This is a genomic window from Clostridium sp. KNHs205, from assembly GCF_000702945.1.
Classification (GTDB): Bacteria; Bacillota; Clostridia; order Lachnospirales; family Lachnospiraceae; genus Anaerocolumna.
This window is the reverse complement of the sequence record NZ_JNLE01000005.1, coordinates 1,217,760-1,242,086: the sequence shown is the minus strand read 5'-3', so window position 1 is coordinate 1,242,086 and position 24,327 is coordinate 1,217,760. Positions and strand designations below refer to the sequence as shown.

At 41.7% G+C, this 24,327-nt stretch carries 19 protein-coding genes; 18 read left to right on the top strand and 1 reads right to left on the bottom strand.

What is annotated here, in order from left to right:
- Positions 1-562 precede the first annotated feature (562 nt).
- From BR73_RS0124925 to BR73_RS0124870, 12 genes are all read left to right on the top strand, one after another.
- Positions 563-1,507 carry an ABC transporter permease gene (locus tag BR73_RS0124925; RefSeq protein WP_033168475.1) on the top strand — a complete coding sequence of 315 codons (945 nt, stop codon included), beginning with the start codon at positions 563-565 and terminating at the stop codon, positions 1,505-1,507.
- Positions 1,508-1,523: 16 nt separating this feature from the next.
- Positions 1,524-2,423, top strand: a complete 900-nt coding sequence (locus BR73_RS0124920; protein ID WP_242860756.1) for an ABC transporter permease — start codon at positions 1,524-1,526, stop codon at positions 2,421-2,423.
- A gap of 18 nt (positions 2,424-2,441) precedes the next feature.
- Positions 2,442-4,472, top strand: coding sequence for an ABC transporter ATP-binding protein (locus BR73_RS0124915; protein ID WP_033168474.1), 2,031 nt, complete (start codon positions 2,442-2,444; stop codon positions 4,470-4,472).
- Positions 4,473-4,649: 177 nt separating this feature from the next.
- Positions 4,650-5,645, top strand: coding sequence for a mannonate dehydratase (locus BR73_RS0124910; RefSeq protein ID WP_197032721.1), 996 nt, complete (start codon positions 4,650-4,652; stop codon positions 5,643-5,645).
- 109 nt (positions 5,646-5,754) lie between these two features.
- Complete coding sequence (locus BR73_RS0124905; RefSeq protein ID WP_051685565.1) at positions 5,755-6,990, top strand: UxaA family hydrolase; 1,236 nt, start codon at positions 5,755-5,757, stop codon at positions 6,988-6,990.
- Positions 6,991-7,316: 326 nt separating this feature from the next.
- On the top strand, positions 7,317-8,201 hold the full coding sequence (garR, locus tag BR73_RS0124900; RefSeq protein ID WP_033168472.1) for a 2-hydroxy-3-oxopropionate reductase: 885 nt from the start codon (positions 7,317-7,319) through the stop codon (positions 8,199-8,201).
- A gap of 21 nt (positions 8,202-8,222) precedes the next feature.
- Positions 8,223-9,110 carry a dihydrodipicolinate synthase family protein gene (locus tag BR73_RS0124895; RefSeq protein ID WP_033168471.1) on the top strand — a complete coding sequence of 296 codons (888 nt, stop codon included), beginning with the start codon at positions 8,223-8,225 and terminating at the stop codon, positions 9,108-9,110.
- 100 nt (positions 9,111-9,210) lie between these two features.
- A complete protein-coding gene (locus BR73_RS0124890) occupies positions 9,211-10,353 on the top strand; it encodes a glycerate kinase (protein ID WP_033168470.1) in 1,143 nt (380 codons plus the stop codon).
- Positions 10,354-11,057: 704 nt separating this feature from the next.
- Entirely contained in the window at positions 11,058-11,837 is a 780-nt protein-coding gene (locus BR73_RS0124885; RefSeq protein WP_033168469.1) for a phosphopantothenoylcysteine decarboxylase, read from the top strand.
- 68 nt (positions 11,838-11,905) lie between these two features.
- Positions 11,906-12,442, top strand: a complete 537-nt coding sequence (locus tag BR73_RS0124880; protein WP_033168468.1) for a phosphopantothenoylcysteine decarboxylase — start codon at positions 11,906-11,908, stop codon at positions 12,440-12,442.
- 17 nt (positions 12,443-12,459) lie between these two features.
- Positions 12,460-13,428: a P1 family peptidase gene (locus BR73_RS0124875; RefSeq protein WP_033168467.1), complete on the top strand. Its 969-nt coding sequence runs from the start codon at positions 12,460-12,462 to the stop codon at positions 13,426-13,428.
- A 180-nt stretch (positions 13,429-13,608) separates the two neighbouring features.
- Positions 13,609-14,313 carry a glutamine amidotransferase gene (locus tag BR73_RS0124870; protein ID WP_033168466.1) on the top strand — a complete coding sequence of 235 codons (705 nt, stop codon included), beginning with the start codon at positions 13,609-13,611 and terminating at the stop codon, positions 14,311-14,313.
- On the opposite strand, the gene BR73_RS0124865 is transcribed toward BR73_RS0124870, so the two are convergent.
- Complete coding sequence (locus BR73_RS0124865) at positions 14,303-14,845, bottom strand: GNAT family N-acetyltransferase (RefSeq protein WP_033168465.1); 543 nt, start codon at positions 14,843-14,845, stop codon at positions 14,303-14,305. The two genes, BR73_RS0124870 and BR73_RS0124865, sit on opposite strands and share 11 nt — an antisense overlap.
- A gap of 682 nt (positions 14,846-15,527) precedes the next feature.
- On the opposite strand from BR73_RS0124865, the gene BR73_RS0124860 reads away from it, so the two are divergent.
- The 6 genes from BR73_RS0124860 (at position 15,528) to BR73_RS0124835 (ending at position 24,198) form a co-directional block, all read left to right on the top strand.
- Positions 15,528-16,568, top strand: a complete 1,041-nt coding sequence (locus tag BR73_RS0124860; RefSeq protein WP_051685564.1) for a LacI family DNA-binding transcriptional regulator — start codon at positions 15,528-15,530, stop codon at positions 16,566-16,568.
- Between the two features lie 32 nt (positions 16,569-16,600).
- The gene (locus tag BR73_RS0124855; protein WP_033168464.1) at positions 16,601-17,521 is read left to right on the top strand and encodes an ABC transporter permease subunit; all 921 of its coding nucleotides are present in this window, start codon (positions 16,601-16,603) and stop codon (positions 17,519-17,521) included.
- A 12-nt stretch (positions 17,522-17,533) separates the two neighbouring features.
- Complete coding sequence (locus BR73_RS0124850) at positions 17,534-18,466, top strand: carbohydrate ABC transporter permease (protein ID WP_051685563.1); 933 nt, start codon at positions 17,534-17,536, stop codon at positions 18,464-18,466.
- 66 nt (positions 18,467-18,532) lie between these two features.
- Entirely contained in the window at positions 18,533-20,113 is a 1,581-nt protein-coding gene (locus BR73_RS0124845; protein WP_033168463.1) for a DUF3502 domain-containing protein, read from the top strand.
- A gap of 157 nt (positions 20,114-20,270) precedes the next feature.
- Positions 20,271-21,980 (top strand): glycosyl hydrolase 53 family protein, encoded by a 1,710-nt coding sequence (locus BR73_RS0124840; RefSeq protein WP_051685562.1) that lies wholly within the window; start codon positions 20,271-20,273, stop codon positions 21,978-21,980.
- A gap of 139 nt (positions 21,981-22,119) precedes the next feature.
- On the top strand, positions 22,120-24,198 hold the full coding sequence (locus BR73_RS0124835) for a beta-galactosidase (RefSeq protein WP_033168462.1): 2,079 nt from the start codon (positions 22,120-22,122) through the stop codon (positions 24,196-24,198).
- Positions 24,199-24,327: the final 129 nt, after the last annotated feature.

Here is a 24,327-nt window from a genome sequence, read left to right as displayed (position 1 = left end):
GTAAGAGTTTGAAATGAAAAAAGATAAGCTGCTGATTTGGTATGCAGAATACGTACAATTTTGTATGTTTTTCTGTGAACTAAATCAGCAGCTTTTCTTTAGGTCAGTCTGTAGAGGAAGGTCATAAGGCTTCTTCTGGCAATATATCTTAAAATGCAACACCCTCTTATTTGAAAAATCTAGCGGTTATTCATGCAATCTTCCGGGCATTGTTTTGTGGAAACAATATTCCAACTACTTTGTGTGTTAACAGCATAATGCGCTTAGATATAAATTTCTATACAATGAGAACATGCCGGATAAGCAATGCGGCCCCTGGGCGTGTTTGTAAAACCATTGTGACATTCTGACGGTTCCACTTTGCGAATATTGCGCCCCCTAATTTGTGTTGCAGATTATTGCATCCAGATATCATGCATTGTCTTGCGCAAAGAGGACCCTTAGTCAGTCACAAAAAAGTTTTCAGACACGCTCTAAATAAGGGAAGCATCCGTTAGTAAGTTAAGAGTGCGGAACGTATAGGCAAAATAAAGGAATACAGAGAAGTAGTGGAGGTTCAAAAATGGGAAGGTATATCCTGAAAAGATTAGGCCAGACAGCTGTTGTAATACTCATATTATCATTTTTGGTATTCATGCTGGTATCCATGCTGCCGGGTGATCCGGTTTATGCGATGTTAGGAGGAGAGATTTCACAAGAAACCTATCAAAGATGGTATCAGGCATTGAATTTGGACAAACCGATTATAGTCAGATATTTTTTATGGCTGTGGGATGCAATAAGATTAGACTTTGGAGTATCCGCCAGTTATCACATGCCGGTGGTTGATGTTTTAGCAGAACGTATACCTACGACTCTGTATTTTTCACTGCTGTCATTTGTTATCAGTATCCCTATCGGAATACTGTTAGGAATATTAAGTGCTATTCACAGGGGTAAGAAGACAGATACTATCGTAACGATGACTGCAAACATCACCTGTTGTCTGCCTCAGTTCTGGTTAAGTGTTTTGTTCTTATACATATTTTCGATGAAACTGGGCTGGCTTCCAGCCTTTGGATTCACTTCACCTACAGTGGATTTTGTGAAGAGCATGAAACAGACCATTATGCCCTTAACCTGTCTTACCCTGGGTGGAATTGCTTCTATCGCACGTCAGACAAGGTCCAGTATGTTAGAGGTTATCCGTCAGGATTATGTTCGTACAGCAAGATCCAAGGGATTAGCAGAAAAGAGAGTAGTTTATCTTCATGCATTAAAAAATGCATTGATACCCGTTATTACCTTAATGGGCTTAAGACTGGGTATGCTTATCGGTGGTTCTGTGTTTGTTGAGTCAGTCTTTAACATACCAGGTGTAGGGACGTTGTTCGTAAAAGGTATTCAGGCACAGGATATTCCTTTGATTCAGGCCTGTGTACTTATGATTGCATTTGTATCCAGTGCGGTAAATGTAATAACGGATATCGTGTATGCAGTCGTAGATCCCAGAATTCGATTGGATTAGAAGAGAGGTGAAGTCAGTGGAAGCACAAAAGGATTTAGTAGCTCATAAAGAGTTAGTGAAAATGCGTAAGAAAGAAAACAGAAAGAAATTTATCAGAACCCTGTTTAACAGGAAGATTGTTTTAATCAGTTTTATAGGAGTTATCCTTTTTATATTAGTTGCTGTCTTAGCCCCGGTCTTGGCGCCTCATGACCCCAATAAGACCAACTTAATGGACAGCTTGCAGAATCCCAGTATGAAATACTTATTGGGAACGGATAATTCGGGACGAGATATCTTAAGCCGTATCCTGTACGGGTCACAGGTGTCACTGTTAGTAGGTGTGCTGGCGGTAGTAATCGCCTGTGCCATCGGAACCTTCTTTGGTATGGTTGCAGGTTTCTTCGGAGGAGCCATTGATGACATTATTAACCGTGTCAGTGAAGCCATCCGTTCCATTCCTCAGATTATCTTTGCAATGGCTCTGTGTGCGGTATTTGGCGGAGGAATCTTAAACCTTGCCATAGTACTTGGTATATCCAATATGGCGATCTACATCCGTATGATGAGAGGCCAGGTACTTTCTATTAAAGAAACAGATTACATCATGGCAGGCAAGCTGCAGGGTAACAGAAGTTTCCGTTTGATGTTCAAGCACATACTGCCAAACAGTATATCACCTATTATTGTAACAATGACACAGCAGGTAGGGCAGACCATTCTTGCAGAAGCAGGTTTAAGTTTCTTGGGACTTGGTATCAGCCAGCCCACAGCTTCCTGGGGAAGTATCGTTAGTGACGGAAGAAATTATCTGCTGCAGAATCCGACTTTTTCCATCGCACCGGGTGTCTGTATCGCATTGCTGGTTATATTCCTGAATACTCTTGGTGATGGTGTACGAGATGCATTGGATCCAAGACTCAGAGGTGAAATCTAACGGGAGGAACAAAAGTATATGAGTCATCTTTTAGAGATAAATAAAATACAGACCTGCTTTATGACAAATGGTTCCAGAGTACGTGCAGTTGATGGTGTCTCTCTGTATCTGGACAGAGGAGAGATCATAGGAATCGTTGGAGAGTCAGGCAGCGGTAAATCAGTAACGATGCTCAGTGCCCTGCAGTTAATAGGTGCACCGGGAAAGGTAGAAAGCGGAGAAGTACTCTTAGAAGGAATAGATGCCAATCTGCTTACATATGATGCCAACAGTGCTCAGATGAGAGACGTAAGAGGCGGTCGTATCAGCATGATTTTTCAGGAGCCTATGACCTCCTTAAATCCTGTATTAACAATCGGATTTCAGATACAGGAGAATATCATTCAGCATTTAAAGCTCAGTAAAGAAGAGGCGAAAGCCAGAACCATCGAGATGTTAAAGCTGGTTAAGATACCAGATGCAGAACAGCGATTTGATTATTATCCCCAGCAGTTCTCCGGCGGTATGAGACAGAGAATCATGATAGCCATGGCAATGTCCTCAAAGCCTGATATCCTGATAGCCGATGAGGCTACAACTGCTCTTGATGTTACCACCCAGGCACAGCTGCTTGAAATGATAAGGGACATTGCCAAGGAAACCAATACAGCCGTTATCATAGTTACCCATAACCTCGGAATCGTGGCAAGATTCTCAGAGAGAATTTATGTTATGTATTCCGGAAGTGTAATGGAAACAGCCGAAACAGCAGAAATCTTTAAACAGCCGGAGCACCCTTATACCAAAAGTTTGTTAAGGGCTATTCCAAGGCTGGATGATCCGAAAGACCGTGTACTGATTCCCATTGACGGGCTTCCGCCGAATCCTGCCACCAGACCGGATTACTGTCCGTTTTATGATCGTTGTGAGTATCATATGGACAAGTGTCTCAATGGTCTTAAGCCAGAGCTTAAAGAAGTGGGAAAAGACCATTTCGCAGCCTGCTGCCTGACCCGGGAAGAGATGGAGGCAAAAGAGGAAGAAGTAAGAAACAAACCTCAGAAAGCCGCACCGGTTAGAAAGTTAAAAGATGAGATTTGCCTTGAAACCAAGAATATAAGAAAATCCTTTCCGATTTTTAAAGGGATGATGCGTAAAAAGATTGGTGAAGTAAAAGCCATTGAAGAGATCTCCTTTAAGGTGAAAAAAGGTGAAACCCTTGGAATAGTAGGAGAATCCGGCTGCGGTAAGACTACCATGGCACGGTGTATCATGAGAGTATATAAACCTGACGAAGGCAGTATCGTCTTTGATGGTACCGACATTGCAGGGTTTAAGGATAAGGAAATGAGACCCTTCAGGTCTAAGATAGCTATGATTTTCCAGGATCCATATTCCTCTCTTGATCCCAGACAGTCAGCCGGTTCCATTGTTGGAGAAGCCTTAAAGATAAGCAAAAAGTACAAATCACAGAAAGAATATGATGACAGAGTAGATGAACTGTTCCGGCTGGTTGGACTGGATCCAGCCTTAAAGGACAGAGTACCACATGAATTTTCAGGCGGGCAGCGTCAGAGAATCGGTATTGCAAGAGCTCTTTCTTCTGAACCGGACTTGATTATCTGCGATGAGCCAATATCGGCACTGGATGTATCCATACAGGCGCAGATTATCAACCTCCTGGAAGAGCTGCAGGCCAAGTTAGGTATCAGCTACATGTTCATTGCACATGATCTTGCGGTAGTAAAGCATATCAGTGACAGAATCCTTGTAATGTATCTGGGACGTGTGGTAGAAATTGCGGAATGTGAGGCACTTTATAACAATACCTTACATCCCTATACCAAAGCCCTGCTGGCAGCGGTACCTGTTGCCGATCCGGAAGTGGAGGCACAGAGAAAGCGGGTGCCTATCCAGGGAGAAGTTCCAAGTATCGTAAACAGACCCAAGGGCTGTCCCTTTAATGACCGCTGCAGCCATGCAATGGATTGCTGCCGTGAAAAGGTTCCGCAGCTTAAGGATGTGGGGGACGGACACGAAGTAGCATGTTTCCTGTATGATAAGAAATAGTTGTAGGGATGCCTCAGATCGTGTCTGAAAAAGAAGTACCACAGGCATTGTCATGGGTTTCCGGGTGAAAGAAAATTCAGAAAAGAAAGGATGCCACCAGCAGATTCTTTCACTCTGTTATAAATAGTAAGTGTGGCAGTACCGCAGATGTGAAAGCGGTACGCAATGGGTACAATTATGATTGAGAGTAAAATTAAGGTACAGATTCCGATTCTTTCAAGTGATTCGGATGAGAAACTGCTTTTTGCAAAACAGATGGGGCTAAAAAATGTCTTTGTAATGTTTAGGGATGAGGACAGTAATTATGACTCTGTTATGCGTTTCTTTGAAAGATGTGCTAAATTTGATTTAACGGTTAACGATGCAGGTAATGTAAATATGTATAAGCATCCCTCCATCCACTTAGGCCTTCCGGAGAGGGATGAATGGATTGCAAAATACAATGATTTTAACCGTGTTTTAGGTAAAGCCGGTATCAGAGTGGGATATATCACCTGGGATCAGGGACGTGTATCCACCACACGTTTTGCGGTAGGTGAGCATACCAGAGGTGCAGTTGGAAGAATCGTAGATATGGAGGAGCTGAACAAACGTCCAAACTTCTTCGACCGTGAATATGAGAAAGAAGAGATGTGGAATAATTTCAAATACTTCATGGATCGAGTACTTCCTGTTTGTGAGGAAGCGGATATCCGCCTGGCCTTACATCCCAATGATCCTCCGGTTCCCGCTTTAGAGGGTGTCTGCAATCTTATCCAGTCTGCTGAGGATTATAAGAGAGCCTTTGATATGGTTGGTAACAGCCCTTATCTGGGAATGAAATTCTGTGTTGGCTGCTGGCTGGAAGGCGGAGACAGATTCGGTAATTTGTTAGAGGATATCAAGTACTTTGTAGAGAGAAAGAAAGTACATATCGTACATTTTAGAAATGTGAGCAATACACTTCCTTATTTTGAGGAAACCCTACTGGAAGACGGTTACATGGATATGTATAAGGTTATGAAGCAGTTCGTGGAATGCAGTTATGACGGTGCAATGCATTGTGATCATGTTCCTGATTTTACCGAAGGCTGCGGAGGAAAAGAATCCGCTTTTGCATATTCCACAGGTTATTTAAAGGCTTTGATCCACGGTGCTACCGCAGAGCTCAACGCAAAAACTGGAAAAAAATAATAGCCAGGAATAACAGAATGCAGTATAGTTAATTTAGTTAAAGCTATTCAGTACATCGGATAAATTCACGCTGAATAGTCTCTGTTAGTTATTCTTTGGAGGTGCCGTTATGGAAGAATTTCAGAATAATAAAGCTACATTTCAAGGTATTGTCAGAAGTGATAACCGGGTTGGTACAAGGAATTATATCGGTGTAATAGCAACGGAAAATGAATCGGCAACCGTTGCCAGACAGATTGCGGATTATTTTACAGCAGACCGTCTGGCCGGTTTCAGAAATATAGACGGAGTGATTCCTTTTATCACTACCTTAGGCGGAGCGTTGGATATCAAAGGACAGATTTTAGAGGTAATGCGAAGAACCATGCTTGGTTATATAAACAATCCTAATATCGGCGGTATGCTGGTGGTTTCACTTCATGATAATAAATACAGCGTAGAGGGATTTTTTGAAGCGGAACAGTTAAGCGAAGGCCCTTTTTTAAAGAAGTTAGTTGTATGCAGAGAAGGCGGAAGCCGGAAAAGCGTAGAAAAGGGGATAGATATCGTTTATGGAATGCTGCAAAAGGCAAATGCAATAAGCAGAACCACCGTCTCTGCTGATAAACTGATAGTTGGACTAAAATGCGGCGGTACCAATAAACTCTCCGGGATATCCGCGAATCCGGCACTTGGTGTTGCAGCGGATCTGTTAGTAGGAGCCGGTGCAACGGTTATATTAAGTGAGACCATGGAATTATATGGTGTCCAGGAGGAATTGCTAAAAAGAGCTGTCAATGAAGAGGTACGCCAAAAGCTGGTGAACCGTCTGAACTGGTGGGTGCGGGCAGTGCAGCTAAAGGAACTGCTGGCCTCCGGGGAAGAATTTCGGGGAGAGTTCTGGAATATCGATCATTCCTTTCTTGAGGAACAAGCCTATAAAGGCGTAGGACTAAAAAAATCGGGGACAACTCCCCTTATGGAAGTGTATCAATATGCGCAGCCTGTCAGACAGAAAGGACTGGTATTTATGGATACACCGGGATATGATGCTGTTGCAGTTACCGGGCAGATTGCCGGAGGTGCAACAATGATTGCTTATACTACCGGAACAGGCTCCTGCTTTGGAGCCTATCCATCACCGGTGGTTAAGATGGCGGCATCCGATGAGGTTTATGAAAGCATGCTTTCTGATATAGATATGAGCTGCGGCGGTATTTTAAAAGAGGAAGCAAGTATAGAAGAAACCGGCAGACGGATTTTTGAACGATTATTAAGAATCGCTTCCGGTGAAAAAGCAAAAGCAGAATTAAACTGTGTCGGCAGAAATGAATACTCACCCTGGCAGATTGGCTCTATCGGTTAGTGTCCTCGGCATTAACTTAAGGTGGTGTTGTAGTAAGGCATGGCAGTTAGAATGAAATAAAACTGAACAGAAAATTCAAACTGAAAGTAAATTCAGACTGATAGGATGCCGCATTAGATTCTTTCATTTTCCAGACAACAGAATGCATATCTCTGCATCCGGCTGTAAGTGACATCACAGGATAGCCTGTGATAGGCAAAGGGTATAAGAGTGAAAGAAAAAACACTTTCACTCTGAAAAGAACCTCAAAATGAGCACAGCAGTGCTAATTTTAAGGCTCTTTCATCAGATTTTATGCCGCCGAGGGCGGTGAAATGGAGGAAAATATGAAATTAGGATTTATAGGACTTGGCATAATGGGAAAACCAATGAGCAAGAACCTGATCAAAGCAGGCCATGAGTTGGTTGTATCTGATATAAATGAAGCTTCCGTAAATGAATTAAAAGAACTGGGAGCAAAAGCAGTTGAAAACGGAGCAGCAATAGCAGCAGAGTGTGAGCTGATCATAACCATGCTTCCCAACTCTCCTCATGTAAGAAGTGTTATCCTTGGTAAAGGCGGAGTTCTTGAGACAGCAAAGGCTGGAACAGTAGTAATTGATATGAGTTCCATTGATCCCATGGAATCCAAAGCTATTGGTGCAGCAATGGAGGAAAAAGGTGTAGAGCTTATTGATGCACCAGTAAGCGGAGGAGAACCGAAAGCTGTTGACGGAACTCTTTCTGTTATGGTTGGCGGTAAGAAGGAAAGCTTTGATAAATATTATGAATTATTAATGAGTATGGCTGGTTCCGTAGTATATGTGGGAAGTCTTGGCTCCGGTAATATTGCAAAACTGTCAAACCAGATGATTGTAGCACTTAATATCGCAGCGATGTCTGAAGCACTTACCCTGGCTAAGAAAGCCGGAGCTGATCCTGAACTGGTATACCAGGCAATTCGCGGCGGACTTGCAGGTTCTACGGTATTGGATGCCAAAGCACCAATGGTATTAAATCGTAACTTTAACCCTGGTTTTCGAATTGAGCTTCATATAAAGGATCTAAACAATGCTTTAAATGCAGCGCATGCAATCAGTGCACCCACTCCTTTAACGGCGCAGGTAATGGAAATGATGCAGGCTTTAAAAGCAGACGGGCATGAGAAGGAAGACCATAGCAGCATTGCTAAATACTATGAGAAAATTGCAAATGTAACTATCGAGAGCTAGCAGGCAGGAAGAAGGAATACAATGTTTAAACCACAGGGTATTATACCACCTATTATTACACCCTTTACAGAAGCGGGTGAAATCAATGAGCCTGTTTTAAGACAATTGGTAGACCATTTGATTGGACAAGGCGTTCATGGCTTATTTCCATTAGGCACCACCGGAGAGTTTTATGCCTTGGATCTTTCAGAAAGCAAAAGAGTTCTGTCTATTGTAAAAGAGCAGACAGCAGGCAGGGTTCCGCTTTATGCAGGAGCAAATCATATCACCACCAGAGGCACCATTGAACTGGCACATATTGCGGAAGAAAGCGGTGCAGATGCACTATCAGTGCTGACCCCTATGTTTATTTCACAGACCCAGGCAGAAATATATGAATTTTATAAAACAGTTGCAGCAAATACCTCATTGCCTGTCATCATATATAATAACAAACCGAAAACCAATGTTACCGTAACCCCTGAAACAATTGCAAGACTTTCTGAAATTCCGAATATTGTGGGAGTAAAGGACAGCACCGGTGATTTTACCAATACTGAGGAATATATCAGACTTACCAGAGGGAATGCTAATTTCAGCGTATTGTTAGGAAGGGATACCTTGATATATGCCGGTTTGAGTTACGGAGCAACAGGAGCCATCGCCTCCTGCGCCAATGTGGCACCCGGTATTGCCGTAGATATTTACAATAAATACATGGCGGGTGATTTACAGGGAGCCCTGGAGGCGCAGTTCAAGCTGGCACCTTTAAGGATTGCCTGCAATATGGGAACCTTTCCCCAGGCAATCAAAGAAGGCCTGAATATGCTTGGTTTCCCGGTGGGTAAATGCCTTGACCCTATAGCAGAGTTACTGCCGGAGGAAAAAGCAAAGTTACAAAAAGTATTATGTGATATGGGCTTACTTTAATAAGAAGGACACGCAGTACAGATAGGAGTAGTTGATAATATAAAGAGTTTTTCATCCTCCTGATTTGTAAGTGTGCCTGGGCCCACAGATGGGAGTTAGTATGAAGAAATGTATTGTTATCCCGGATTCTTTTAAGGGTACATTAAGTTCCATGGAAATATGTGAGATTATGAGAAACAGCATTCACAAACACTATCCGGATTGTGAAGTAATTGAGATACCCATTGCGGACGGTGGCGAAGGAACGGTGGACTGCTTCCTAAAGACATTGCGGGCGGAAGCAATACAGATAGAAGCGGAAGGACCCTATGGAGATAAGATACCGGTAACCTATGCCAGAATGGGAGACTGTGCGGTAATAGAAGTAGCCGCCGCCGCAGGGCTACCTATGGCAGAAAGACTGAACCGGCTGGATCCTTGCCATGCGACGACCTATGGTCTGGGAACAATCATGAAACATGCAATCTGCTCCATGAAATGCAGGAAGCTGATAATCGGTTTGGGCGGCAGCTGCACCAATGACGGTGGAATCGGTATGGCGAAAGCTTTAGGCGGAAGATTCTATAACAAAGCAGGAAAGGAATTCTTTCCGGCAGCCTGTGAAATGGAACAGATTGAACGTATGGATATATCTGAAATCCGGAAATTGACGGAAGGGATTGAAATTATCGGAATGTGTGATATTGACAATCCGATGTTTGGTCCCTCAGGGGCGGCTTATGTCTTTGGGCCTCAGAAAGGCGCAGATCCTGACACGGTTCAGTTATTGGATACACAGCTTAAGGCGCTGGCAAAAGCTATGGAAACTTCAACCGGAAGAGATGTCTCAGAGCTTTCAGGCGGAGGAGCAGCCGGTGGCCTTGGTGCCGGATTGGCTGTCTTTACGGAGGCAACGCTTAGATCCGGTATCCAGACTTTATTAGAGCTGGTAGGATTTGATGAGCTGGTTCAGGATGCAGATATGGTCTTTACCGGAGAAGGAAAGCTGGATGTTCAGAGCTTAAGGGGAAAAGCAGTTATCGGTATAGCTCAGCGGACAAAAAAATACAGTATTCCTGTTATTGCTGTTGTGGGAGCCATTGGCGATGGCGTGGAAGCAGCATATGATATGGGTGTCAGCGCGGTCTTCAGTATTAACCGTCAGCCTATGCCTTTTGATAAGGCACGTCATCTCAGCAACACCAATTTGGAAGGTACGATGGATAATCTGCTTCGTTATTATAAAAGTACTCATGGGATGTAAATTAATACCTCAGATTAAATTACATTTAGTTCAAATAGATATAGATAGAGCAAGGTGTCCTGAAAGGGTAGAACTTTTGGGGCATCTTGTTTTTGTCTAAAAATGATTTGGATTAAGTTTTATGGTTAATTTATTCAATTTTATGTATGATATAATGAATATCAAAAAAGATTAGGTTTTCACAGGGGGACGGCGAATTACACAAAGCAGAAAAAACTCATGCTTCAATTCCAAGGCATAAGAAGTCCTAATTCTCTGAAGATTTTGCGCTGGACATATAATAAAACAGATAACTCGCTTCGCTCAAACAATCTGTTTCATTATATAGCACAAAATATTCAGAGAAAAGGACTTCTAATGCTTTTCCATAGGCGCAATCGTTCTTTCTGCTTTGTGTAATTCGCCTGAAATCATATGGTAACTAGGTTTTTGATAAGTTGAATCATAGGATAGAGCATTTTTATATTCCTTTTCATTATCTGGTTGGTGGATAAAAATTATATTTATAAGTGAATATTATCAATGAAAGAGACTGGGGTCCTTAAAATTTACTTATTTTTGTAGTATCATATGCTTATAATTACTGCAAGATAGTTGAAATGAAAATATTTATATAATAAAATAAGCATTATATCAAAGGAGTAAGGGCTATTATTTGGGGCTATCATTTGGGGTTATCAATTTAACAGGAAAGCTGGTATAAGATGAAAATACTAATAACGGCAGGGGGTACTACAGAACCCATTGACAGTGTCAGAAGTATAACCAATACATCTACCGGAAAACTCGGGAGTCTGATTGCAGAGAAATTTGATGCCATACCGGAAGTAACAGGTATTTATTATGTTTGCGGCAAAAAAGCCATTATCCCCCAGGTGACCCGGGCAGAGATTACCTATGTAGATACAGTGGCAAGTCTGGAGACTGCTATCAAAAGTATCCTTAAGAAATACGATATAGATATTATAATTCACAGCATGGCGGTTAGTGATTACCGGGTTAATAAGGTAACCTCAGCGGCTGTTCTTGCAAATTCTCTGAATACCGGCTTAAAGGCATCGCTGTCCGGTTTGCCGGATATAACAGAGGCATATATGGTTTCCTTAATGGAGGCCTCCGACACCATATTAAATACTGACGGTAAAATCCGTTCGGATATTAATAATCTTATCTTAACCATGGAACAGACCCCTAAAATCATTTCGTTGTTTAAAGACATGGCACCCAATGCTATTCTGACAGGCTTCAAATTATTGGACCATGTAAGTCATAAGGAATTAATTGATACTGCCTATGGTTTAATGGAAAAGAATAAATGCAGCTTTGTCCTGGCAAATGATTTAAAGGATATTACGGCAAAAAGACATATAGGTTATCTGATAGACCGAGAGAAGAACTATGGAACTTACTTGACGAAAGAAGCTATAGCGGAAGCAATCGTACAGGCGACTGTGAAGCATCTGGCAGTTATTCGGGCAATTTAGAAGGACACTGTTATTTACGGGCCGCCTTTAGCAGTAACCCTTAGAGGAAAGGAAGAAAGGGAGGATTTATGAAAGAGATTATACTTGGAATAACCGGAAGTATTGCAGCCTATAAAGCTGCAGACATTGCCAATCAACTTACCAAGAAAAATATTAAGGTTAATACGATTATGACAAGATCAGCAACTCAGTTTATAACACCTCTGACTTTGCAGACTTTGACAAAGAATAAAGTCTATGTTGATATGTTTGAGGAAATAGCTTACCCGGATGTAAGGCATATTTCCCTGGCACAAAGAGCAGATTGCTGTGTTATTGCGCCGGCTACCGCAAATATTATAGGGAAAATAGCCTCGGGTATTGCAGATGATATGCTTTCGACCGTAGTTATGGCAATAAAAAATAAACCCATAATTATATGCCCTGCTATGAATACTGCCATGTATGAGAATCCCATAACCCAGGATAATATAAAGAAATTGATTTCCTTTGGCTATAAATTTGTGGAACCCAAGGAAGCGCTGCTCGCCTGCGGAGATGTGGGGAGAGGTGCCCTTGCTGATATCGACACCATTATAGAGGCAATTTTAAAATCAGATGTTTAAGGAAAGTGTAAGATACAATGGATAAAATCAATATTTACGATATAGAGGGTTTTCGAATCGGACAGGCACAGAACAGGAAAGCTGCCACAGGGTGTACAGTTGTAATATGTGAAGAAGGAGCTGTTTGCGGAGTGGATGTACGGGGAGGTTCTCCTGGTACCAGGGACACAGATGCCCTTAACCCTGTTAATAACAGGGAAAAAGTACATGCAATCCTTCTGTCCGGTGGAAGTACCTATGGTTTGGATGCAGCAGGTGGCATAATGCAGTTTCTGGAGGAAAGGAAAATAGGACGGGATGTTGGTCCGACGGTAGTTCCTAATGTTTGTGGCGCAATCTTATTTGACTTAAAAATAGGAGACCATACCATTCGTCCGGATGCTTCCATGGGTTATGAAGCTTGTAAGGATGCTTTTGAACAGAATACATTTAGAAGCGGAAATTATGGGGCGGGTACCGGAGCTACTATCGGAACAACTAATGGTATAGAAACTGCCATGAAAGGCGGAGTCGGCTGCAGTGCCTTTTGCCATAAGGACTTAATGGTGGGGGCTGTCATAGCAGTCAATTGCGTAGGAGACATCTATGATTACGAAAGCAACCGGATAATAGCAGGAATGCTTACCCCGGACAGAAAGAATTTTGCTGACAGCGAAACTGCAATTTTAAATCAGTATCGTAAAAGTGAAGATTTCTACAGCGGGAATACTGTTATTGGTACAATTTTGACCAATGCAAAATTAACGAAAGCCCAGGCTGGTAAACTGGCTTCTGTTGCACATAACGGTCTTGCAAGGACAATAAGGCCAGCCCATACGGTATATGATGGAGATACTTTGTTTACTCTGTGCACTGGAGCAGTGGAGACAACTTTGGATGCAGTAAGTGTATTGGCTTGTAAGGCCGTAGAGCAGGCAATTCTGAATGGAATTAAGAGTGCAGATTCCTTAGGGGGCTATATTGCAGCTAAGGATTTGGATTTTTAAGGAGAAAATATCTAAGGATACCATTGTATTCAAATAGGGGCATTGGTGCACTGTGCAGCCTAATCTTTAATAGAATTTTACAGCAATACAAGGAATATGAAGCAGATTAAATGTGGAAATTTAATCAAAGCAGAAACAGAACGGGAATAAAACGAAAATACCTGTATAATGGAGGGGTTAATGACTATGCAGATAAATATTGGTATAATTGGAGATTATGACGGGCGTCCTTCTCATTTGGCCACCCAGGAGGCATTAAAGCATTGTGCCAATCAGCTGGGGGTGGAAGCCGTATATACCTGGCTGCCGACGACGGAGCTGGAGGACAGCTGCATGGAACTTAAGAAATATGACGGCCTGTGGTGTGCGCCGGGAAGTCCCTATAAGAGCATGAACGGAGCCGTTAACGCCATAAGATTTGCCAGAGAAGAGGATTATCCCTTTATCGGAACCTGCGGTGGTTTTCAGCATGCGGCCATTGAATACGGCAGGAATGTATTAGAGATTGAGGAGTTGATGGATAAGAGCTTCAACCTGTATGAGCCTAATGAGTACATAACCGCCTTGTCCTGCTCCCTTATCGGACAGACAAAGGAGTTAAAGATAGAGAAAGCTTCCATTCTTTCTGATATTTATGAAAGTTCAGAAATAATTGAAAAGTATAATTGCAGTATGGAATTGAATAAAGAATTTCAAAACCAGCTGGACCGAAATGGCTTTCGTGTAATTGGGGTGGATGATAAGGGGGAAGCCAGGATTATCACTATTCCCAATAAAAGATTTTATCTGGCTACACTGTTCCAGCCCCAATTAAGTTCCTCAGCAGAGTTTCCGCATCCCATGATACTGGCTTATTTAAGAGCGGTCAGGCAATTTAAAGCTTAAACTGTTCTTTGGTAAGGGCATAACAGATGTCGCCCTCAGGGGCTTTGAGAAGGTGGGAAAACCGCTGCACATTTGTAACGGGAGATAAACCTGACTTTTGAAGAACACGTCCGGAGTTGGGATTTTCCAGCCTGTGATAAGCTTCCAATTTGCTGATGGAAGTATTTTCAAAGGTATGCCTGATGAATGCATTCAGAGCTTCTGTTACAATACCCCTGCCCCAAAAATCTTTTCCGATGCAGTATTCTATTTCTGCGGTACTGATATCTTCATACAGACGGCAAAAGCTGATATGTCCTATATTTTCATTGGAGGATTTTAAAATAATAGCCCACCGGTATTGTTGTTTCCAGGTGTCTAATAAATTACTTACTTCTTCTTCGGTAGTGAATGGAGGTTCTCCGTAGCCGCTCTGTACTTCCGGGTCTGCAATCCAGTTCTTAAGCATAGCAGGTATATCGGTATTGGTAAAGCTTCGGAGGAGCAGTCTGTCGGTCAGTAGCTGAAGCTTGTTGTCAAAATGAAAATTCATAGTACACCTCTCCTTTTTTCTTTTGTAACTGAATGTTGAAGCTTAATATTAAAGCTGAATATTAAAGCTGAATATTGAAGCTTAATGCTGGGAATAAATACAGCATTCTAAAAATGCTATCCATTTTAAAACTATTATCTCATATCAGCCGGCGGTTAACAAGGAATTTACAATTTGCTTTAGAGAAAAATAATGTTATAAGCTTTAGAGAAATAATTCAGTCATTAAGCTTGATAGAAGGAGATATTAATCATTCTGTCGAGCTTAATTTTAATTGAAATTCTGTGGCTGCTAACATCAGATATAAAAATTTACCTATAAAAATATACCTATAAAAATTAATACTGTACCAACCCCAAACACAATTTTATTAAAAGGGCAAATATGTAATTGCGCAAAGTGGCGCAAAAATTTGAAATAAGAGGTCTAAATTTGAAGTATAGATGAAAAGTTGTAAAATTTGCTTAATAAAAGAGAAAATAATTTCATGAACTTATAGCAGTAATAACTACAAGAAAAAGTAAAAGCGCAACAATAATTGCGCAGAAATAGCAATATAATTGTATATAATGCATAAATTATTAAGGTTAAAATATATAATTATGACAATTGAATTAGAGATAAATAATGATATAATAAAAATAGAACAACCGATTGAGCAAATCTTATCGGGGAGGGACAAATGTCAAAGCAAATTCAAGATGAGAAAGCAAATAAGAACATATTATCCGGCAGTAAATTAACCATTGCCGACATTGCAGCGGAACTGGGAGTTTCAAAAACCACGGTATCCCGTGCCATATCAGGAAAAGGAAGGATTGGAAAGGAGACTATACAACGGGTTACCGAATGTATCGAGAAATATAATTATAAGCCCAGTGCCATTGCAAAAGGACTGGCAAATTCCAAGACCTATAATATCGGAGTAGCTTTTCCGGCAGACGCCAATTTAAGCAGTACCCCTTTCTTTCAGATCTGCCTTTTAGGAGTGTGTGAAGTGGCGGCAGCGATGGATTATGATGTGGTAGTGACCACCGTGAAAGAAACGGATATCAACCTCTTAAAGAGAATCGTTGACCACCATAAGATAGATGGAATGATCCTAACCAGAAATTTTATGAATGATATTGCAACAGAGTACTTAAAACAGAAAGGCATCCCTTTTGTACTGGTGGGTTCCAGTGCTGACGATACCATCGTGCAGATTGACAATAATCATATGGAAGCCTGTGAAAAGCTTGTTTCCTTACTGCTGGCAGATGGCGTGAAGAAGGTAGCCCTCATAGCCGGGGATAAAAAGCATATGGTAAACAGGTACCGCTGTGAAGGATATTTTAATGCTTTAAGAGCACGGCAGGTACCCATTGAACAGGAACTGGTATTTACAGACTGCGACAGTCCGGTATTTATAGAACAGGCCGTGCGTAACATCTTAAAGCGCCAGGTGGAATGCATTGTATGCACCGATGACGTGATCTGCACAAGGGTATTGTCCTTATTGCGGGAGGAGGGCTTAACAGTTCCGGGAGATATAAAAGTGGCTTCTTTCTATGACAGCATGCATTTGGAGACCAATAATCCACCTGTAACTGCTGTTGGAATTGATGTGAAGGAGTTGGGGACAATTGCAGGCAAACGTCTGATTGAGATTATAAATGGGGACACAAGTACACATAAGACTATACTGGATTACGAAATCCACTTAAGGCGTTCAACGCAGTAAGAGTCAGACAAGGGACTGGAGGTACATAAGTTGTGAATAAGAATGGGTTTTTGCATAAGCTAAAGAAATACAGGGTATTTTTGCTGATGATACTTCCGGCGGTAATCTATACATTAATATTTAGTTATATACCTATGGCAGGTATTGTCATGGCCTTTAAGAAGTATACCTATGCAGGCGGAATTTTTAACAGCCCCTGGAACGGTTTAAAGAATTTTGAATTTTTCTTTAAATCAGGACAAGCCTTTCTGGTAACAAAGAATACGGTTTTATACAACCTGATGTTCATTGCATTTAATACGGTGCTTCAGATGACAGTAGCCATATTGTTAACGGAAATGAAAAACAAACATTTCCGTAAGATATCCCAGTCAGTTATGTTTCTGCCTTACTTTATTTCCTGGGTTATCGTATCTGTAATCGCTTTTAACCTTTTAAGCTATGACTATGGTTTTATCAATGGAATACTTACGAAGCTCGGTTTTAATAAGATTAATTTCTATACTACCGGTGCACTGTGGCCCTTCATCCTGATCTTATTCAATGCCTGGAAGAGCGTGGGCTACGGCTCGGTAATGTATCTGGCGGCTATTATGGGAATGGATACTTCTATTTATGAGGCGGCTTCCATTGACGGAGCAAATGTCTTTCAGCGTATCTTTAAGATAACTATACCTCTTATGATGCCGACAGTAATCATTCTTTTGCTGCTTTCGGTAGGAGGAATCTTTAGAGGCAACTTTGATATGTTCTACAATCTGGTGGGTAAAAACGGTACCTTATATAACTATACAGATGTTATAGATACCCTGACCTTCCGAGCCTTAATTGCAAATAATGATTTTGGTATGGCGGCAGCAGCCGGTTTCTATCAGTCGGTGTTATGTTTTATTACAATCTTGCTGGTAAATAAACTGGTTAGCGTTTACAACAAAGATTACAGCTTATTCTAGGAGGGACAGTATATGAATGAAAATACAACTGCCGGGTCAAAGAGAATTAAAAGAGGACTGGACTCTAAAGTTCTTGCTTTCCTTTCCTACTTTATCAATGGTGTGGTTGCGTTATTTTGCCTGGTACCGTTTATTATGGTTATATCAGCTTCCTTCTCTTCGGAAGAAGCGATTAAATTAAACGGCTTTTCCTTATTGCCGCAGAACTTTACCTTAGAGGCATATAGTACAGTATTTAAAGAACCCGGTGTTATATTCAGAGCTTATGGAGTAACCATTTTTCTTACGATTTTCGGAACGGTTGCAGGCTTATTCCTGCAGACTATGACAGCCTATGTATTATCCAGGAAAGAGTTTGAATGGCGAAATAAATTCTCCTTTTTCTTTTATTTCACCACTTTGTTTAACGGCGGTCTGGTTCCATATTTCGTATTGATGACCAGGTATCTGGGACTTAAGGATAACTATCTGGCCCTGGTGCTGCCCCTGCTGTTCAGCGTCTACAATCTGCTGATCATGAAAAGCTATATTATGGGGATACCGGAATCTTTAATAGATGCTGCCAAGATAGATGGCTGCGGGGAATTCGGAACCATGGTAAAGGTTGTAATGCCGCTGCTAAAGCCTGCCATGGCTACGGTAGGTCTCTTTATTGCACTGGCCTACTGGAATGACTGGTACAATGCCATGCTCTATATCGGTAAGGATGAAATGCAGCCCTTGCAATACTTTTTATACGAACAGGTTAATAATATAGAGGCCTATAAGCGGTTGGTGGAATCAATGGGCGGCGGCAGTACGGCAGCAGTATCTGCAATGGCTATGCCCACTCAGTCCTTAAAGATGGCACTGACAGTAGTAGTAACCGGACCGATCATTCTGTTATACCCTTTTGTACAGAGGTATTTTGTTCAGGGTATTACCATCGGGGCGGTAAAAGGATAATATAGATCCGTTTGGATTTATATAGAAGGTATACAAGAAAACTTATTAATGCAGAGGAGGATTACTATGAAAAAAAGAGTTTTATCCCTTATCATGATACTGACCTTAATAACAGCGCTCTTTGCAGGCTGCGGTAAGAATGATAATGCAGTGGGTACAGGCAAAGGAACAGAAACAGGCAGCACAGATGCGGCAGAGAAGACATTTAATGGGGTGGATATTTCCAAGCCGGTTACATTAAAGATGTACCTGTTAGGTGACAGGACAGCGGACTTTGATAAGGTATATGCAGAAATCAATAAGAAACTACAGGAAAAGCTGAATGCGACAGTGGAAGTGGAATTTCTTTCCTGGAGTGAACATGATAAGAAGTATTCTCTGTTATTCTCAGGCGGTGAGGATTTTGATCTGATCTTTACGGCAGCCGGCTGGGGACATTATGAAAATACAGTAGCCATGGGCGGTTTCTATGCACTTACAAAAGATTTTATAAGTACTTATGCACCGGACATCATGAAGGTTGTTCCCGAGGTAGCCTGGAGTCAGGCAACAATAGATGGTAGCATTTATATGGTACCCAACTATCAGAATGAATTTGGTAACAACGTAGTGGGGCTTCGGGGAGATTTACTGCAGAAGTATGGCTACAGTGATATTACAAGCTTTGACCAGCTGCTGGAGTTCTACGGAAAAGTTGCGGCAGGTGAACCTTCCGTATCACCATTAGGCACCCAGGCAGGCGGATTATATTACCAGTACCTGCTGAATAAAGGAATGGACACTGTAAGTGGTACTTCCACCAAGGAATTATTCCTTTACAATACGGTAAATCCTGAGGATAAAACGATTACTTATGCACTTGACTGGGCTGGTTTTACGGAATACTGTAAATTAGCCAAAGATTTATATGATAAAGGTTATTGGTCTGCTGATTCCCTGGCAACAACAGAGGAAAGACAGGACGGTTTCTTAAGCGGAACCTCTGCCTCTTTAATCTGGAATATCGGTACTACTGAGACTTATGTAGATCAGGCCAATAAAGAACATCCTGAATGGAAAGCACAGATTTTCGATACTTCACCCACTGTTGCCAAAGCTGTTAATGCTTACATAAACAATGGTGTGGCAATCAATGCTGCCAGTAAGAACAAAGAACGTGCCATGATGGTATTAAATGAGTTCTATACAAATCCTGAAATACAGGATCTTACTTCTTTAGGTATTGAAGGAACTCACTGGAAAGCAGAAGCGGATAACCAGTACAGTGTACTTGATGCAGAGGCTAATTACGGTGTAGATGCAAACTGTAACTGGGGATGGGTGAACATGACCATCAAACGTACTGAATACAAAGCAAATCCTGATGAGGTAGATAATAAAGTTAAGGCTATTAAAGATTCCTGGAATGCAAATATCAAACCAGAGCACATTTACGATGGATTTACCTTTAATAATGCAAATGTAAGTTCACAGGCTGCGGCTGTTGAAACGGTCTTAGACCAGTACTATACCCCTCTGGTATTGGGTATGGCCGGAGATGTGGATGCTGCCATTGCTGAACTTCAAAAACAACTTGATAATGCAGGAATACAATCAGTTTATGATGAAATCAAGAAACAGGCTGAAAGCTATACAGCCGGCAATTAATGAAGGATTTGCTAAAAGTATAATGGGGACTGTAATTGTTCAGTCCCCATTTATGCTATTGGACAGAAATAGCAGCATCAGTTTCTTAGAGTAACTTAAGTTCAGAAAAGCTGACACAGGAAAATGTAAGAGTAAGTATATTAGAGAGGTACTGATTATGGACTTTATAAAAGGAATGGATATCTCTTTTTTGCCGGAGCTAGAGGAACTTAAAGCAGAATTTTATGATGCAGAGGGAAATAAAAAAGAAGTTTGGGAACTGTTAAAGGAAAATGGAGTGAATTCCATTCGCCTTCGTATCTGGAACGAACCTGAAAAGGTACCTGAATCCGGGGGTTATTGCAGCCTGGAACAGACCATTGCAATGGCAAAGCAGATAAAACAGTATGGAATGAGTTTTTTTCTGGATTTCCATTATTCCGACTGGTGGGCAGATCCCGGTAAACAGGTAAAACCTAAGGCCTGGGAGAAGCTTGGGTTTAACGAACTGGTACAGGCAGTATATGATTATACCAGGGAAGTACTTCTTAAAATGGAGGAAGAAGGGGTACTGCCGGATATGGTTCAGATAGGAAACGAAATAAGAAGCGGTATGTTATTTCCTGAAGGAGAAGTACCAAATTACAGGCAGCTGGCATTACTGGTTAATGCCGGAATACGGGCCGTCAGAGATTTAAACAGGGATATAAAAATTGTAATTCATTTAGATCAGGGGGGCAGATATTATTATCTGCAGGAGTGGTTTGATGCCGTAATGGCAGCAGGGCTTGAGGATTATGACATCATCGGTGTGTCTTATTATCCTTTTTGGCATGGAAGCTTTACGGAGCTTAAGGATTCCCTCGTAAAGCTGGTTAAACGTTATGGAAAACCCATTGTGGTTGCTGAAACAGCCCATGCCTGGAGAAATGCAGGGGATGGATTCATTGGAGAACAGCAGGAGAAAATCGCTGGTTTTCCGGCAAGTCCCTGGGGACAGAAGCAAGTATTGGATTTGGTGATGAATATAACCGCTTCATTGGAACAAGAGATGGGGCTTGGCATATATTATTGGGAACCGGTGGTATTGCCTTTTGAAGGTAAAGGCGGCTGGTGGAGCAATATGGGAGTATTTAGTGAGAAGGGAGAAGCGTTGCCTGCCCTTGGCAGTTTTCGCTTTGTCAGAGAGGATTTCAGGCAAAAGGAAGTTGCTAAAATTTATGAACCGGAGAAAATACTTCAGAAGCTTGGTGAAGAGGTTAAATTACCGGAGAATATCAAGGTGCTGTATAATGATGGGGAGAGTTATGAAATAAAAGCAGCTTGGGAGAAGTTCTCCGCAGATAAGACAGGGGATTTCAGGGTTAAGGGTAATCTGAAGTCAATCGGAAAAACGGTAGAAGCAGAAATTCAAGTGGTGGAGTATTTTGAGACCAGCCATAATTACATAGGAAATGCAGCCTTTGAAGACGGGCTTCGGGGCTGGGAGATAAAGAGTGAGGACAGCCGGGTCAAGGTAGAGCTGCTACAGGAGTTTGATGAGCCTTTCCCTGCTCCGCCTTCCAATTATATTTATGTAGAAAGCCCTGTAAATTTCACCTGTAAGCTGGAAAGAAAGGTGGAGGGGTTAACGCCAGGCAACTATAGTCTGTCGATAGAATACAGAGGCACTAACACTACAGGTGTAGACGTAAGGCTATATGCCGGAGAGACAGATAGTAATTATAAGGAACTGGTTATATATCCAACGGATGAAAATTGGGTAACCTATGAGCTGCCTGATATTATAATAGAGAAAGACAGCGTAAAGCTTGGTATGAAAATTGTATCACCTCCGGTATTCGGAAAAATGCGAAGGTTTAAATTAAGAAAAAACGAGATGTTATAGGTTAAGAAAAAACGAGATGTTTTAGGATTATGGTTGAAAGAAAATATGACTACAGAAAGGATGCCACAATTATGATTCTTTCAGCCTGATTTTCAGTGGCGGTACCACAGGACAGCCTGAGGTATGCAAGGTAAGAAAAATGAGCAGAATTGAGTATGGATTTACTTCTAAGTATATGACAAAGGACGGTAACCCCTGGTTTCCTATTATGGGGGAATTTCATTACAGCCGTTTTCCAAGAAAGTATTGGAAGGAATCCCTTTACAAAATGAAAGCGGGAGGCGTTGAAACCGTATCGACCTACGCTTTCTGGCTTCATCATGAAGAGGTAGAGGGAGAATATGATTTTACCGGACAGAGAGATTTAAGAGCCTTTGTAGAAACGGTTAAAGAGACAGGCCTGACATTATTCTTAAGAGTGGGACCCTGGTGCCATGGAGAGGCCAGAAACGGAGGACTGCCGGACTGGCTCCTTAAGAAACCCTTTGAACTGCGTACCAATAACGAAGAATACTTTTCAGAAGTAAGACGTTATTACGGTAAATTAGCTGAACAGGTTGAAGGACTTCTGTATCAGGATAACGGCCCGATTATTGGAGTGCAGATAGAAAATGAGTACGGCCATTGCGGTGGTCTTCAGGGCGAGGCAGGAGAAGAACACATGAGACGCCTTACCGCTATTGCAAAAGAAGTGGGACTTAAGGTACCCTATTATACAGCAACGGGCTGGGGTGGAGCTGTTACGGGAGGTTTGCTTCCGGTAATGGGCGGATATTGTGAAGCTCCCTGGGATCAGAGGCTTACTGAAATCGAACCCAGCGGAAACTATGTATTTACTACAGAACGAAACGATCATAATATTGGCAGCGATTATGGATTTGGTACGGGTATAACCTTTGATATCTCCAAGTTTCCATTCCTTACAGCCGAATTAGGCGGAGGAATGCAGGTTACGCACCATAGAAGACCGGTAGCACATCCTAAGGATATCGGAGCAATGTCCATGGTTAAGCTTGGCTGCGGTGTAAATCTTCTGGGCTATTACATGTATCATGGGGGAACCAATCCCAAGGGGAAAGTAACCACTCTTCAGGAATCCAGAGAAACCGGATACCCCAATGACCTTCCGGTATTCAGCTATGATTTCGCAGCTCCCATAAGGGAATACGGACAGATGTCCGGTACTTTAAAGGAAATCAAGATGATAGCCATGTTTATAAAGGATTTTGGAAATGCTTTATGCGAGATGGATACCTATCTGCCGGAGAGTAATCCCTTATTCCAGACAAATTTTAAAGATTTAAGGACATCGGTACGAAGAAACGGCAAAAGTGGTTATCTGTTTGTTAATAATTATCAGAGAAGATATGTGATGGCAGAGCATAAGGCTATGGTGCTTGAGGCAAATACTGGTGAAGGTATCCTTCGCTATCCGGTGCGCGATATTGTGAATGAGGACTTCTTCTTCCTGCCCTTTTATATGCCGGTAGGAGATGGAGAACTAAAATCAGCTATGGCAACCCCCTTATGTATACTACATAACAGTGAGAAAGAAAGTTATGTATTTTATACAGATTCAACCCCTGAATATGACTGGGTGAGTAAGCCGGAGAAGGCTGAGGTTCTTACTATAACCAGAGAAGATGCACTTAATTCCTGGAAAATATCCTTGGATAAGGAATATCTTCTGCTTACAAAAGGAGAGGTAGTGGAATCAGAGGACGGATACGTAATCCTGAGTAGAAACAGCGACCAGCTAAGAGCATATCCTGCTTTACCGGCTGCACCTTCAGGATACCAGTATGCTGGAGAAAAAGCAGGTTTTGCAGTTTATGAATGCCTTACGAAACAACCTTCTGCTGCAGTAGAATATAAGCTCCTGAAAGAAGAAACAGGCAGTAAGAGCAAAGTATATGAATTTAAACTTGATTATCCAGCCGGTGCAGCAGATTGTTTCCTGCAGGTTGATTTTGGAGGAGATACTGCAAAGCTTTATATTAACGGTGAATGGGTTGATGACTGGTACTATACCGGACAGACCTGGGAAATCGGATTGAAGCGTTACGGGTTCCCGGAGAAACTGCAGATTGAAATAGAAGCATTGGAAGAAAATGCTGAACGCTATTTGGAGAAATGGCCGGTGTTCAGAAATGGACTTGCCTGTGATATCAATCAGGTTACAGTTGAAACTGAGTATGTATATGCTTTGGAGAAATAATACAGATGATATTCATAGATTAATTATTTGAGGGTAAAAGTTTAAGCAATGATTTGATATTTCCAGATTATAAAGTTCCGGTACGTATATAAAAGTGAGATTATTATTTGCTTATCTTTTATTGCTGCA